The sequence below is a fragment of the Pseudomonas sp. NFXW11 genome, assembly GCF_049887815.1.
Classification (GTDB): domain Bacteria; phylum Pseudomonadota; class Gammaproteobacteria; order Pseudomonadales; family Pseudomonadaceae; genus Aquipseudomonas.
The window spans coordinates 42,499-56,063 of record NZ_JAGEKI010000025.1 but is presented as its reverse complement, the minus strand read 5'-3'; the positions used below and the strand labels follow the sequence as shown (position 1 = coordinate 56,063).

Sequence of the window (13,565 nt, the reverse complement as noted above, 5' to 3'; positions counted from 1 at the left end):
CAACCGAGGGCAGACACATGAACTGCAGTGACGTACTGATCATCGGCGCCGGCCCCACCGGCCTGGTGCTGGCGCTCTGGCTACGCCAGCAAGGGGTCAAGGTGCGGATCATCGACAAGACCCAGGGCCCGGGCACCACCTCCCGGGCCCTGGCGGTGCAGGCGCGGACCCTTGAGCTGTACCGTCAGCTGGACCTGACCCAGGCCATAGTCGAGCGCGGCCACCATGTGCCGGCGGTGAACCTCTGGGTCAAGGGCGACCAGGCCGCGCAACTGCCCTTGAGCGCCATCGGCGAGGACCTGACGCCCTACCCCTTCCTGCAGATATTCCCCCAGGACGAACACGAACAGCTGTTGATCGAGCGCCTGGCGCTGCTGGGGGTCGAGGTCGAGCGCAACACCGAGCTGCTGGCCTTCACCGACCACGGCCACCTGATCAGTGCCCGCCTGCGCGGCGCCGAGGGCCGCGAGGAACACTGCCAGGCGTTCTACCTGGCCGGCTGCGACGGCGCCCGCTCCACGGTGCGCAAGACCCTGGGCACCGGCTTTCCCGGCGGCACCTACCAGCAGGTGTTCTATGTCGCCGATGTCGAGGCCCGCGGGCCGAGCATCAATGGCCAGCTGCACGTGGACCTGGACGACGCCGACTTTCTCGCCGTATTTCCCCTGGCCCACAGCGGCCGCGCGCGGCTGATCGGCACGGTGCGTGACGAGCGCGCCGAACACCCGGAGAACCTGCGTTTCGAGGACGTCAGCCAGCGCGCCATGCATCAGCTCAAGGTCGAGGTCGACCAGGTCAACTGGTTCTCCACCTACAAGGTGCACCACCGGGTGGCCGAGCACTTTCGCTGCGGGCGGGTGTTTCTGCTCGGCGACGCGGCCCACGTGCACAGCCCCGCCGGCGGCCAGGGCATGAACACCGGTATCGGCGATGCGATCAACCTGGCCTGGAAACTGGCGACAGTGCTTCGCGGCCAGAGCGACGACAGCCTGCTGGATACCTATCAGAACGAACGCATGGAATTCGCCAAACGCCTGGTGAGCACCACCGACCGAGTGTTCAGCTTCGCCACCGCCGATGGGCCAATCGCCTACCTGGCCCGCACCCGCCTGGCGCCCCTGCTGCTGCCGAAGATTGCCGCCTTCGAACGCGCCCGGGAATTCCTCTTTCGCACCGTGTCGCAGATCACCCTCAACTACCGTGGCATGCCCCTGAGCGCCGGCAGTGTCGGCTCGGTGCATGGCGGCGACCGCCTGCCCTGGGCCCAGGATGGCGAGCACGACAACTTCGACAGCCTGCAGTACCTGGGCTGGCAGGTGCATGTGTACGGCATGGCCAGCGATGCCCTGCGCGCCTGGTGCGCCGAACGGCAACTGCCGCTGCGGGAGTTCGACTGGCGCCCGGCCCATACCCTGGCCGGGCTGACGCGCAATGCCCTGTACCTGCTGCGCCCGGACACCTATGTAGCACTGGCCCAGCGCTCCGGCGACCCACAGTCGCTGGAGCAGTACTTTCAGGAACGTCAGATACAGCCGCAGGGCAGCGCACCGGCCCGCCACACACCTTAGAAGTCGGCTTTCACCGACAGGGTGAAGTTGCGCGGGTCACCGTAGAAGTTACCGAAGCCTTCGGTACCGATGGTGGTGTAGTAGCGCTTGTCCAGCAGGTTGTTGCCGTTCAGCGCCAGGGACCAGGTGTCGTCGATGCGATAGCCGATACGTCCGTTCCAGATCGCGTAGCCGGCCTGGCTGATGTGCTTGCCGCTGGTGGGCGAGACGCGGAAGTTGTCGCTTTGCGCATTGACCCCGGCGCCCAGGTTGAAGCGCTCCAGGGCACCGCCCAGCTGGTAGTCGCCCCAGACTCGCAGCAGGTGCCGCGGTACATAGGAATTGAACGGCTGGCCGTCATTGTTGCTGTCGGCGTCCTTCAGGGTCTTGGTCTGGGTGTAGGTGTAGCCCGCCAGCAGTTGCAGGCGCTCGATCACTTCACCACTGACTTCGGCCTCGAAGCCCTGGGCGCGGACCTTGCCCGAGTTCAGCGAGCAGGTGCTGTCGGGGCACAGCGGGTCGTCCTGGGCCGCATCCTGCTGAATGGTGCGGAACAGGCTGAAGGCGCTGTTCAGGCGGCCGTCGAACCACTCGCCCTTGATCCCCAGCTCATAGCTCTTGCCCACCAGCGGCTTGAGCGGTGCACCGTTAAGGGTGCGATAGCTGCCCTGGGGGGTGAAGATGCTGGAGTAGCTGGCGTAGGCCGTGAGGTTGTCGTTGAGGTCATACAGCACCCCGGCGAAAGGCGTGACCTCGCCGGTTTCCTTGGAGCTGGCGCTGCTTGGCGTGCGGGTATCGAACCAGTAGGCCACGGAATCGTTCTGTGACTTGTACCAGCTGACCCGCCCGCCCATGACCAGGGTCAGCGGGTCGGCCAGCTTCAGGCGCAGGGTGGAATACAGCCCTTGCTGCTGCACCCGCAGGTCGGTGGGCCCGCCGCGGCTGGCGTTGCTCTGGTAGTAGCTGTCAGCGGGCTTGGGCAGGTGGTGATCGGGGTCCAGCACGTTCTGCCGCTGCGGCATCGCCACCACGGCGTAGAAGTCGTCCTTGATGGAGCGGCTGGCGTTGGCGCCGAAGGTCAGCTCGTGCTCCTGGCCGAAGGCCTGGAAGTGCCCATCGACATAGGCATCGAAACCGTAGTCGACCTGGTCGTAGTCAAAGATGCTGGCCAGCATCAGGGTATTGGAACGGCTGGCGCCCACCGGCACCGAGCCGCTGGGGAAGGCGTACTCGATGTCCTGGGTGTTGCGGCTGTAGACCCCGGCCACCTTCAGCGCCCAATCGTCGTTGAGCTGTTGCTTGAGGTCGGCGAAATAGGTCGCGCGCTTGCTGCGCGAGTTGTTCCAGGCGGTGTTCAGGCAAGTGGAGCGGCCAAGCTTGAGGTCGCTGCCGTCGCTGTAGCGCGGCAGGCCGCCCCAGCATGGGCGCGAGTCGACATCTTCGTAGGCCATGCCCAGGCCCAGGGTGGTGGCGTCGCTGAGGTCGAAGTCCAGGGCGCCGTAGTAGACCTGGTCCTTGCGCTCGCCCAGGTCATAGAAATACTGCCGGGTCTGCTGGGTGACCACCGCCCGGCCACGGAGGGTGCCCGCGTCGTTCAAGGGGCCACCGGTGTCCACCTGGCCGCGGTAGTTGTCCCAGCTGCCGGCGGACATCGTCAGCTCGGTGTGGGGCGTGGCCTGGCCGCGCTTGCGCACGAAGTTCACCGAGCCGGCAGTGCCGCCCGCGCCCTTGAGCATGCCGGCGGCGCCGCGGAGGATCTCCACCCGGTCATAGAAGGCCATGTCGCTGCTGAAGCTGTCGGCCTGCACGTAGCTGCTGCCCATGTCCAGGGGCACGCCGTCGTACTGGTACTGGCCGGTCATGCGAAAGCCCCGGGAGTAGAAATACTTGCCGCCCATGGGCGAGTCGTAAAGGGTGATGCCCGGGGTCTTCTCCATCACCTGGTCGATGGTGTTGAGGTTCTGGTCATCGAGCATCTTGCGGGTGATCACGGTCACCGACTGCGGGGTTTCCTTGAGGGAGTGCTGGCCCTTGCCGATGGTCACTGCACCTGTGGTGTAGGAACCGGAATACTCGGTGGTGGCCCCCAGCTCCTGGCCCTGCACCTGGGTGGTGCCCAGCTGCAGGGTGCCGCTACCTTGGGGCACGGGGCGCAGCACATAGCTGCCGTTGCCCTGCTGCTCGGCCTGCCAGCCGCTGCCGGCGAGAATCCGCGCAAAGCCTTCCTGCACCCCGTACTCGCCCTGGAGCCCGGCCGAACGCAAGCCGGCGGTCTGCCGGGCATCGAAGGAAATCGCCGCCCCGGCCGCACTGGCGTAACGGCTCAGCACCTCGGTCAGGTCACCGCCGGCGATATCGAAGCGGCGCACCGCGGTCTGTTCGCTGGCGGCTACCGCAGTCACCGGCAGCAGCGCCACGCCATGGACTGCCAGCGCGCCCCAGAGCCCGACCTTGATGGCCCGGGCCAGCTTCGACTTGTGAACTTCAGACATGCTTTGCCTTCCCCGCTCTCGAAAATGGATCCACTGGGGGATAAGCCGGACCAGGGTCGGCAAAGATGCAAAGGCCCGGAAAAATATTTTTCCCCGGGCCGATTCAGCCCAGTTGGCTGTCGGAGACCCGCACCCAGTAACGGGTGTAGCGCTTGATCTCTAGCGAGAAGCCGCTTTCCAGCGCCGCCAGGGCACGGTCGGTGTCGTCGATGGGGAAGGCCCCGGAAATCTTCAGCCCGGCAATCTGCGGATCGCACTGCAGCACCCCACGGCGGTAGCGCGACAGTTCGGCCAGCAACTCCCCCAGGGGCCGGTCGATGGCGATGATGCTGCCCTGGCGCCAGGCGCCTACCGAGGCATCGTTGGGCCGCAGCGCGGCAAAGGCCCCGGCGCTGAACGCCAGTTGCTGGCCGGCCTCGACCCGACGCGGCGCGGCACCATTGGCCAGGCTGACCTGCACCGCATGTTCCAGTACCGCTACCTGATCTTCACGCTCGTCGCTGCGCAACACGAAGCGCGTGCCCAGGGCCAGCACCTCGGCCTGCCGGGTGAGCACCCGGAAGGGTCGCTGCAAGGGATCGGCAGCGGTGCTGACCAGCACCTCGCCCCAGAGCAACTGCACCTTGCGCTGGGTGCCGTCGAACTGCACATTGACCGAGGTGTTGGTGTTAAGCAGCAGCGAGCTGCCGTCCGCCAGGCGCACCTCGCGGCGCTCGCCGATCTGGGTGCGGTAGTCCGCCAGCAGTTGCTGGGCACTGTCGCTCTGCCAGCCCAGCCAACCCAGGGAGCCCGCCGACGCCAGCACCACCAGGTTGCGCATCAGCTCGCGGCGCGAGCGCCCTGCCCCGCGCAAGGTGGAGCCGGCCAGGCCGCCGGGCAGTGTCGCCATCTGCTCGCCCAGTTGCTGCATGCGCTCCCAGGCCTGGCGGTGCAAGGGGTCGGCCGCCAGCCACTCACGCCAGGCCGCCTGTTCCTGTTCGCTGACACTGCCGGAGCGCAATTGCGCATACCAGCGCGCCGCGCCGCTGATGGCCTGGCGCTCGCCGACACTCAGTTGCAGGCTGGCGAAGCTCATGCCAGCTGCATCCGCATTTGCATCAGGCAGCAATGCTCCATGGCCTTGGCCATGTAGTTGTTGACGCTGCGCACCGAGACTTGCAGGCGCTCGGCGATCTGCTCATAGGTCAGGCCATCGCATTGCGACAACAGGAAGGCCTGCTTGACCTTGCTGCCCAGGCCATCCAGCAGCCGGTCGATTTCCAGCAGCGCCTGCAACAGCATGCTCTGCTCTTCCGGCGACGGGTGCTCGCCCTCGGGCACCTGGGCCAGGGCTTCGAGGTAGGCCTGCTCCAGGGAACGGCGGCGAAACAGGTCGATCAGCAGGCCATGGGCAATGCGCGACAGATAGGGCCGCGGCTCGCGGATCTCCAGGGCATTGCGCGCCTTGAGCACCCGCACGAAGGTGTCCTGCACCAGGTCGGCGGCATCGAATGTGTTGCCCAGGCGACGGCGCAACCAGCCATGCAGCCAGCCATGGTGATCGGTATAGAGGTGGTTGACGGCGCAGCGCAGGGAGAGGTCGTCGGCGGACATGACAGTAGGGATTCATATTTGATAATGAATCGCATTGTCATGTAGAGACGAAAGTTTTGGCAATAGCCACGAACGCCGCACCGGGCGTTCGTGGCATCGGGCAGGGCCCGCCGCGGTCAGATTCCGGCCAGGGCCAGGTCCATGGCGAAGTAGGTGAAGATCAGGTCGGCGCCGGCGCGCTTGATCGAGCCCAGGCTCTCGCGAACCACCCGCTGCTCGTCGATGGCACCGGCCTGGGCACCGAACTTGATCATCGCGTACTCGCCACTCACCTGGTACGCCGCCACCGGCAGGCGCGAGGCCTCACGGATGTCGCGGATGATGTCGAGGTAGGCCCCCGCCGGCTTGACCATCAGCGAGTCGGCCCCTTCCTGCTCGTCCAGCAAGGATTCGCGCACCGCTTCGCGGCGGTTCATCGGGTTCATCTGGTAGCTCTTGCGATCACCCTTGAGCGCACTGCCGCCGGCCTCGCGGAACGGGCCGTAGAGCGCCGAGGCAAACTTGGTGGAATAGGCCATGATCGGCGTCTGGGTGAAACCGGCGGCATCCAGGGCCCGGCGGATGGCCTGGACCTGACCGTCCATGGCCGCCGACGGCGCAATCACATCGGCGCCGGCCCGGGCCGCAGCCACCGCCTGCTTGCCGAGGTTAATCAGGGTCTGGTCGTTGTCCACTTCATGGCCGTGCATCACCCCACAATGGCCGTGCTCGGTGTACTCGCAGAAGCAGGTATCGGACATCACGATCATCTCCGGCACCGCGTCCTTGGCGATGCGCGACATGCGCGACACCAGGCCGTTTTCCTGCCAGGTGTCGCTGCCGTCGCAATCCAGGTGGTGGGACACGCCGAAGGTCATCACCGACTTGATCCCGGCGCGGGCGTAGCGCTCGATCTCCCCGGCCAGCTTGGATTCCGGAATGCGCATCACCCCCGGCATGCTCTTGATCGGCACGAAATCGTCGATTTCCTCCTCGACGAAAATCGGCAGCACCAGGTCGTTGAGGGTGAACTCGGTTTCCTGGAACAGGCTGCGCAGTTGTTCGGAGCGACGCAGGCGACGCGGACGGGCTTCTGGGAACTGGCTGGACATGATTTTTCCTAAGGCTGAGCGCGGGACAACACAAGCTATGTCGAAAAAAGGCCCAAAGCTTATGCCCGCAGGCCCCCTGGTACAAACCCCGAGACGCTCAAGAGAGCCTTGTGAATCCCGCAACAATCACCGCCGGGCCCGCTATTCAGGGGCTTGGCGCAGGCCGGCGCTGGCAACCTGCGACCATCTGACGCAACAAAAAGAGAAGCAGCGGCAAGCTTCTAGCTACAAGTGCGCAGCGTTTGGCTGGCCGCTGTTTCCTGCCGCTAACAGCTTGCCGCTAGCAGCTTCCCTTCTATGCAGGTGACGACGCTGCCGCCGATCCACACTTCATCGCCGATCTGCTCCACTTCAATCCGCCCTGCCCGGCCCATGCTCAGGCCTTGGCTGACGCTGTAGCGAGCCGGCGCCAGGCCGGCGCCCAGCAGCCACTGGGCGATGCCGGCATTGAGGCTGCCGGTGGCCGGGTCTTCGGGCATGCCATCGCCAGCGATAAAGGCCCGCACTTCGAACTGTGCATCGCTGTTATCCCGCGCCGGATCGCAAGGCGCGATCACCCCCACGGCAAGGCCGATCAGTGCCGGGTAATCGGGTTGCAAGTCGAGCACTTGCTGGCGTTCGCCGAGCATCACCGCCAGCCAACCGGCGCCGTTGTCGACCCACTGCGCCTGGAGGATGTCCTGCGGCGCCAGGCGCAGGCCACGACGTACCTGCTCCAGCACCTGAGGCTCCACCGCACCGGACCTGAGCAACGGCGGCGCGAGAAAGGCCAGCTGCTGGCCCTGACGACGAATGCGCACCAGGCCCACCTCGCACTCCTGAATGATCTCCTCGCCCCGGGGCACGCCGCCGGCTTCGAGCCAGGCGTGACAACTGCCCAGGGTCGGGTGGCCGGCGAAGGGCAGTTCCTGGAGGGTGGTGAAGATCCGCAGGCGATAGTCCGCGCGGGGGTCGCGAGGCTTGAGCAGGAAGGTGGTTTCGCTGAGGTTGGTCCAGTTGGCGAAAGTCGCCATGCACTCATCGCTGAGAGCATCGGCATCAAACACCACAGCCACGGGATTACCCTTCAAGGGCGTGGCACTGAAGACGTCGACTTGCTTGAAATTCAGGGCGGGCATTAGGGGCCTGTGAACGTGTTGGAGTTGTAATTGGCCTGGGGAGTCTACAGCTTCGATGCAGCGGTCATGAGGCTATTGGTTCCGCTCTTACACCGGCTCACTTAGAAAACCAACGTAGGAGCTGGCTTGCCAGCGAAGGCGTCAGCCAGGACGCTGCCAGCCGTAAGGGCCTCTTCGCCGGCAAGCCGGCTCCTACGATAAGCGCGTAAAACGCGCTTGGCTCCAGCTTTTGATTTTGATCTTGCTTTTGATCTGCCTGCCCCTTCAGGAGGCCGAGTGCAGGCATTGCGCAGGGGGGCAGCTCGGCATGGATGCCGAGCTAGCCGCCGCTACCCCGAAAACGGATATGTACTCAATCCCTCAAGCAACCCGAGGAATCTCCAACCCCCTCACCACCGCCGGCCGCGCCACAAACTTCGCCAACACCCGCTTCACCTCAGGGAAGCTGTCGATCCCCACCAACTCCCCCGCCTCATAGAAACCGATCAGGTTGCGAATCCACGGAAAGGTGGCGATATCGGCAATGGTGTAGCGCTCGCCCATGATCCATTCCCGCCCCTGCAAGTGCTTGTCCAGCACCCCCAGCAAACGCTTGGCCTCATTCACATAACGCTCCAGGGGACGCTTGTCCTCATAGTCCTTGCCGGCGAACTTATGGAAGAACCCCACCTGGCCGAATATCGGCCCAATGCCGCCCATCTGGAACATCAGCCACTGGATGGTTTCATAGCGCGCCGCGGACTCCTGGGCCAGCAACTGCCCGCTCTTGTCCGCCAGGTAAATCAGGATCGCCCCCGACTCGAACAGCGCCAAAGGCCGATCCCCCGGGCCATGGGGGTCGAGAATCGCCGGGATCTTGTTGTTCGGGCTGACGCTGAGGAACTCCGGCGTCATCTGGTCCTGAGTGTCGAAGCTCACCCGATGCGCCTCGTAAGGCAGGCCGATCTCTTCGAGCATGATCGACACCTTGACCCCATTGGGCGTCGGCAACGAATACAGCTGGATCCACTCAGGGAATTGCGCAGGCCATTTCTGGGTAACGGCGAAGGTGGAAAGATCGGTCATGACAGGCTTCCGGTGACAGTCAAAGGGGGCTGCGCCGCGGGCGGCGAAGGCTGGGGATTATCGCAGCGCAGCTGCAAGCTGCAAGCTGCAAGCTGCAAGCTGCAAGCTGCAAGCTGCAAGCTGCAAGCTGCAAGCCTCAAGCCTCAAGCCTCAAGCCTCAAGCCTCAAGCCTCAAGCCTCAAGCCTCAAGCCTCAAGCCTCAAGCCTCAAGCCTCAAGCCTCAAGCCTCAAGCCTCAAGCCTAAAAGCTTGGGGCATTTTGCTTTTTGCTTTTTGCTTGTCGCTTGCCGCTTGCCGCTTACTCCCTTTGGCACCTTCAGCAGCTACAATTCCCGCTTATTGTCTTTGCGTGGAATACCCTTCATGTCCAACCTCGTCTCCACCCAGCCCGCCCGTGGCTGGTCGCTCTGGTGGAAACCCCTGCTGTTCCTGCTGATCGCCGCTGTCGGCCTGTACTACGTGAAGTGGTCGCCCTACTACTTCAAGGCCTTTGTCGCCGCCGACAGCCACAGCATCGGCGCGTCGATCCTCAACGATCAGCAAAGCTCGCCCTGGAGCGCGGCCCTGGCCTATTCCCAGGTGTACTTCCTGGCGATCTGGAAGGCTGCGGTGCTGGCAGTGATTCTCGGTTCGTTGCTGCAGGTGCTGATCCCTCGTGACTGGCTGCTGCGGCTGTTCGGCCGCGCCGGTTTCGGCTCGACCCTGCGTGGTGGGCTGTTCGCCCTGCCGGGCATGATGTGCTCCTGCTGCGCCGCGCCCGTGGCCGCCGGTCTGCGCCGGCAGAAGGTTTCCGTGGGCGCGGCCCTGGCCTTCTGGATCGCCAACCCGGTGCTCAACCCGGCCACCCTGGTATTCATGGGTTTTGTCCTGGGCTGGGGGTTTTCCGCCTTGCGTCTGGTGGCGGGCATTGTCCTGGTGCTTGGCGTATCGCTGATCGCGCAGCGGATTGCCGGCCCGGAACAACTCCCGGAAGCCGCGGTGGATGCCGTGGTGGAAGCCAGCAGCGTCGACCGGCAGCCGTTCCTGGTGCGCTGGGGCAAGACCCTGTGGCAGCTGTTCTGGAGCACCATCCCGATCTATATCGTCGCCGTGCTGGCGCTGGGCGCGGCGCGGGTCTGGCTGTTCCCGCACATCGACGGCGCCATGGGTGACAGCCTGTGGTGGCTGGTGCCCCTGGCGATTGCCGGCACCCTGTTCGTGATCCCCACCGCGGCGGAAATCCCCATCGTGCAGACCATGATGACCCTGGGCCTGGGCACCGGCTCGGCGGTGGCCCTGCTGATGACCCTGCCCAGCATCAGCCTGCCGTCGCTGTTGATGCTGCGCAAAGACTTCGATGCCCGGGTGCTGGTCACCGTGGCGCTGCTGACCATGCTGGTGGGCATCGTCTGCGGGTTGATTGGTGCGGTATTGCTGTAAGGCCCTGGCAGTTGCTGCCGCCGTTTCGGGTCAGGCTCGAGTGAGGCAGCAACACATCGGCTCCAGGCATTTGCATCGGCTCGATCTCGGCTCGATGCTCAGTCGGCACAACGCGCATCCCTGGTTTTTGAGAATAAAAACTATCGCAGTACGAAGGGAGCCACCGTCTATTCCCTTCTTCGAGAGATCGTTTTCTCTCCGGTAGCATGACCGGCAAAACACACCAATGCTTTCAGATACCGAGCACAACAGACCAACTTAGCGCGATGCAGTTAGATCAGGATCTGAAATTACCGCGAGCGGTAAAGATATAAAAGAAGCCAACCCCAGTCGCTCCTGGTGCAGTCAAAGAACAATCACTGTCAACACTTAGATGGTCCCATGACTCGAGACTTTTGGTTCCGGCATTTGCAGCCTTTTCTTCCGCGTCTCGCTTAGCACGGTTGCACCCATCTACAGGGTCGGGGGGATTTATCGACCCTGCAGCAATTGCGGAAGTGCCCTCAAATTTCAACGTTTGCGCGTTCGCTGCAAAGCAAACTGCGACGCCGAAGGTAACGAACATAATAGATCTCACCAAAATATTCATGACTCCTCCAATGGTTATCAGCAGCCAAAGCCTATGCATACACCTCCAACCTTCACATGAGGGCTACTTCCTAGGCTTACCTCGTTGTTCCCAGCGGTGACCGTACCTCCCATCGGACCTACTTTAACCTCAACCGATCCACCGCCAGGAATATCGGTCTTTGCTGTAACTGGCGGGACTCTTGGCATAGCATTTTCGACTGCTTGAGATGCCTGTTCTTGAACCTTGTTTAGCTCCTCATTGAGCTTTGCAGCGCCATCGGCCACTAAAGTGCCTGCTTTTTTTGCCTCTTCCACGGCATTATTGATGGTCTCGGCAGGAGGCTTGGTTGCGATGTCGTTCATAAGTCTCAAGATACGGGTTACTTCATTATTCTCACCCAGCTTCCCGTTCTTCAGGTCATTAAGCATGTTTTGATAACCCGACTCGAGACCGACGATACGCAATGAGTTTCGTAGTAATGCTTCTTGAGCTTTAAAGTATTTGACGATTTCATTGTTTTCGCCAAAGCATCCATTCTCGGCCTTGAATCCACCCGCTACACATTGTTGCAACTCCTTCATTGCCAGGCGGCCACCGGCACACGATGCGAAGCTCATAGGCTCCCCACCAGTTGTAGAAGCACATTCTGCAGCGATGCGAAGCTCGGCATTCATCGAGGGGCCGGCTAAGCAGATGGCGGTACCTGCAGGGCTGCCTTGTGAGCTTGCTGCGCAGCTTGCAACTTTGGCGACTTGTGCCGGCAATTTTGGGCCTGCAATGCACACGACTCCCTCTGCCGCGCCGTGGCTGGTAGCAGCACACTCTAAAACCCGTCGTTCTTCAGGAGGAAGCCCAACCTGCATTCCAACACATAGCGTGCGCCTGGTATTGTCGTCTCCCGCCTCACGAATGCAGTGCTCCATGGCCACGACAGCAGCAGCGCCCTTGACGCCTGCGCATTTGGCCAGTTGCGCACCACTATCAGCTTGAGCTGTGCACTGAGCGAGCTCCATCTCTTTCGGGAAAGGCAAGCCCGCATCACGTGCGCATTGGGCTTTCTCGTCCAAGCCCTTTGATGGGTCCTGCAGGCATTCCATTGTCCCTTTGTACTTTTCAATCGCCGTGGAGAATTTCGCAACACCCGGAGATTGCTTACCGAGGCAGCTGAACATCTTTTGTTGAATCTCAACGCTAGTGCCAGCATTGGCCAAATCCATCCCGCAATTGAAGGCGACCGTCGCTTTCGCCCCCCCGATCTTGGCCACGCCGCTTATACAATGAGCTGTTGCAGATATGTCCCCCCTGTACGCACGAACGCACTCGGCTGTAGGACCAATCTCGCGGGGGAGAGACGTGATACATGTCTGAATAGCTGCGTCGTTGCCAGGTGTGGCGCTTCGGCACTCTTGAGTCTTCTCGGAGGAAACCCCTAGTGCTGACAAGCAAGCATCGGACTGATCACCATTCAGGACACAGTTTGACTGTTTGAGCGCGACGCTATCTATTTTCACGTCGCTGATACAGCCAGCAAAGTTCACGGGGTCGTCCGGAAACTTCTTGAAGCAACTCATAGCACGTTGGGCTGCAATACCGCCCATACGAAGGGTCAGACACTGAATGGTACGTTCGTCGGCTCCTTCTGTAGAAATAACCAAAGCTTTTGCCCGACAGTCTTGAATATCTTTGTCGCTCGCGACCCACGGGCGGGCGAATGCGAAGCCATCATTGAGCGATGTGTCGATCTGATCGTAGGCAACCTCCAAAGCCCACGCTGATCGAGGACCTGCCCCATTGCTAGATGTAAACGGCCACTTTGTGGGCATGCAGGCACCATTACCTACACAGTTCAACCTTACAATCGGTGTCACAAGGAAGCCTGAGCACCGGAACATGTTTCGAGGAGTCTTGGCACTTCCGTCGCTATTGCAAGCTCGAATAATAGATCGTGCTTCTCCCTGAGTGGCGGCGTCCAACGGGTTGGTATCTAGACGGGCAAGAATTCCGTCAGCCTTGTCTTTAACAGGTGTAGTCGGAATGCTTTCCGACAGCTTCAAATCATCGATTGGTGAACTGATCATCTGCATGTCAACAGGGAGGTTGATTCGCTCAGTCAGATCGACAGCGCTCCGCGTCTCTAAGAGTTTTGAAGATGCATTTTCGACCTCTACAGCCTGTTTCTCCACAGACTCTTTACCGTCAGCCTGGCAGCCAGGAAGCCGTTTAAGATCAACTGCTCTGCAACCTTCCCGCCATGCAATATTACAGACAACAGTTGGCTTCTGGGCGATACAGTTGGTGTTGGTCGTCGCGCGGGCCTGCGGTGCCCCCCAGAGAATTACCAAAGCTATGCCTGCTAAGAAGGGCAACTTTCGCATCGGTCCACCTCGTCGGCCAGTGGTTACTCCAAGAAAAACAGAATTTCATAAGATCGCTCACTAATATCAACATTAGCATCAATCAAATTAGTTGCCGCAAGCTTTTAAAGTTCGCGTAGCGATTGTAGACAGTAGAAGGATATGCAAGGCGCGCTAACGTCTTGCTCGTAAGATGCGATACGGCTTCGAGCAGATCCACGATGATAGAAACAACGCGCCCTATCATTGACCCGTCAGGACTGCCCACTGACTTCTCTAGCAGGTTGGATCAGCGAGCCAGAATTTAGGTTGCAAG

General features: G+C 62.0%; 9 protein-coding genes. 2 read left to right on the top strand and 7 right to left on the bottom strand.

Annotated features, from left to right (window positions below; translation table 11 throughout):
* The first annotated feature begins 17 nt into the window (after positions 1-17).
* On the top strand, positions 18-1,568 hold the full coding sequence (locus tag J4P02_RS28200; RefSeq protein WP_426196611.1) for an FAD-dependent oxidoreductase: 1,551 nt from the start codon (positions 18-20) through the stop codon (positions 1,566-1,568).
* On the opposite strand, the gene J4P02_RS28195 is transcribed toward J4P02_RS28200, so the two are convergent.
* The 6 genes from J4P02_RS28195 to J4P02_RS28170 form a co-directional block, all read right to left on the bottom strand.
* Positions 1,565-4,039, bottom strand: a complete 2,475-nt coding sequence (locus J4P02_RS28195; protein WP_426196608.1) for a TonB-dependent siderophore receptor — start codon at positions 4,037-4,039, stop codon at positions 1,565-1,567. The two genes, J4P02_RS28200 and J4P02_RS28195, sit on opposite strands and share 4 nt — an antisense overlap.
* Positions 4,040-4,142: 103 nt before the next feature.
* A complete protein-coding gene (locus J4P02_RS28190; protein ID WP_426196606.1) occupies positions 4,143-5,114 on the bottom strand; it encodes a FecR family protein in 972 nt (323 codons plus the stop codon).
* Positions 5,111-5,632 (bottom strand): sigma-70 family RNA polymerase sigma factor, encoded by a 522-nt coding sequence (locus J4P02_RS28185; RefSeq protein ID WP_426196604.1) that lies wholly within the window; start codon positions 5,630-5,632, stop codon positions 5,111-5,113. The genes J4P02_RS28190 and J4P02_RS28185 overlap by 4 nt, the downstream gene beginning before the upstream one ends.
* A gap of 116 nt (positions 5,633-5,748) precedes the next feature.
* Positions 5,749-6,723, bottom strand: coding sequence for a porphobilinogen synthase (gene hemB, locus J4P02_RS28180; protein ID WP_426196602.1), 975 nt, complete (start codon positions 6,721-6,723; stop codon positions 5,749-5,751).
* Between the two features lie 266 nt (positions 6,724-6,989).
* Complete coding sequence (locus J4P02_RS28175; RefSeq protein ID WP_426196599.1) at positions 6,990-7,841, bottom strand: PhzF family phenazine biosynthesis protein; 852 nt, start codon at positions 7,839-7,841, stop codon at positions 6,990-6,992.
* 360 nt (positions 7,842-8,201) lie between these two features.
* Positions 8,202-8,906, bottom strand: a complete 705-nt coding sequence (locus tag J4P02_RS28170) for a glutathione binding-like protein (protein ID WP_426196597.1) — start codon at positions 8,904-8,906, stop codon at positions 8,202-8,204.
* Between the two features lie 362 nt (positions 8,907-9,268).
* On the opposite strand from J4P02_RS28170, the gene J4P02_RS28165 reads away from it, so the two are divergent.
* The gene (locus J4P02_RS28165) at positions 9,269-10,324 is read left to right on the top strand and encodes a permease (protein WP_426196595.1); all 1,056 of its coding nucleotides are present in this window, start codon (positions 9,269-9,271) and stop codon (positions 10,322-10,324) included.
* Between the two features lie 606 nt (positions 10,325-10,930).
* Here J4P02_RS28165 and J4P02_RS28160 read toward each other — a convergent pair.
* Positions 10,931-13,270, bottom strand: coding sequence for a hypothetical protein (locus J4P02_RS28160; protein ID WP_426196593.1), 2,340 nt, complete (start codon positions 13,268-13,270; stop codon positions 10,931-10,933).
* Positions 13,271-13,565: the final 295 nt, after the last annotated feature.

Excerpts from the sequence above, each read along its gene's own strand:
- hemB (WP_426196602.1), bottom strand. The coding sequence starts at position 6,723 with ATGTCCAGCCAGTTCCCAGAAGCCCGTCCGCGTCGCCTGCGTCGCTCC.
- J4P02_RS28170 (WP_426196597.1), bottom strand. The coding sequence starts at position 8,906 with ATGACCGATCTTTCCACCTTCGCCGTTACCCAGAAATGGCCTGCGCAA.
- J4P02_RS28195 (WP_426196608.1), bottom strand. The coding sequence starts at position 4,039 with ATGTCTGAAGTTCACAAGTCGAAGCTGGCCCGGGCCATCAAGGTCGGG.
- J4P02_RS28185 (WP_426196604.1), bottom strand. The coding sequence starts at position 5,632 with ATGTCCGCCGACGACCTCTCCCTGCGCTGCGCCGTCAACCACCTCTAT.
- J4P02_RS28175 (WP_426196599.1), bottom strand. The coding sequence starts at position 7,841 with ATGCCCGCCCTGAATTTCAAGCAAGTCGACGTCTTCAGTGCCACGCCC.
- J4P02_RS28200 (WP_426196611.1), top strand. The coding sequence starts at position 18 with ATGAACTGCAGTGACGTACTGATCATCGGCGCCGGCCCCACCGGCCTG.
- J4P02_RS28160 (WP_426196593.1), bottom strand. The coding sequence starts at position 13,270 with ATGCGAAAGTTGCCCTTCTTAGCAGGCATAGCTTTGGTAATTCTCTGG.
- J4P02_RS28165 (WP_426196595.1), top strand. The coding sequence starts at position 9,269 with ATGTCCAACCTCGTCTCCACCCAGCCCGCCCGTGGCTGGTCGCTCTGG.
- J4P02_RS28190 (WP_426196606.1), bottom strand. The coding sequence starts at position 5,114 with ATGAGCTTCGCCAGCCTGCAACTGAGTGTCGGCGAGCGCCAGGCCATC.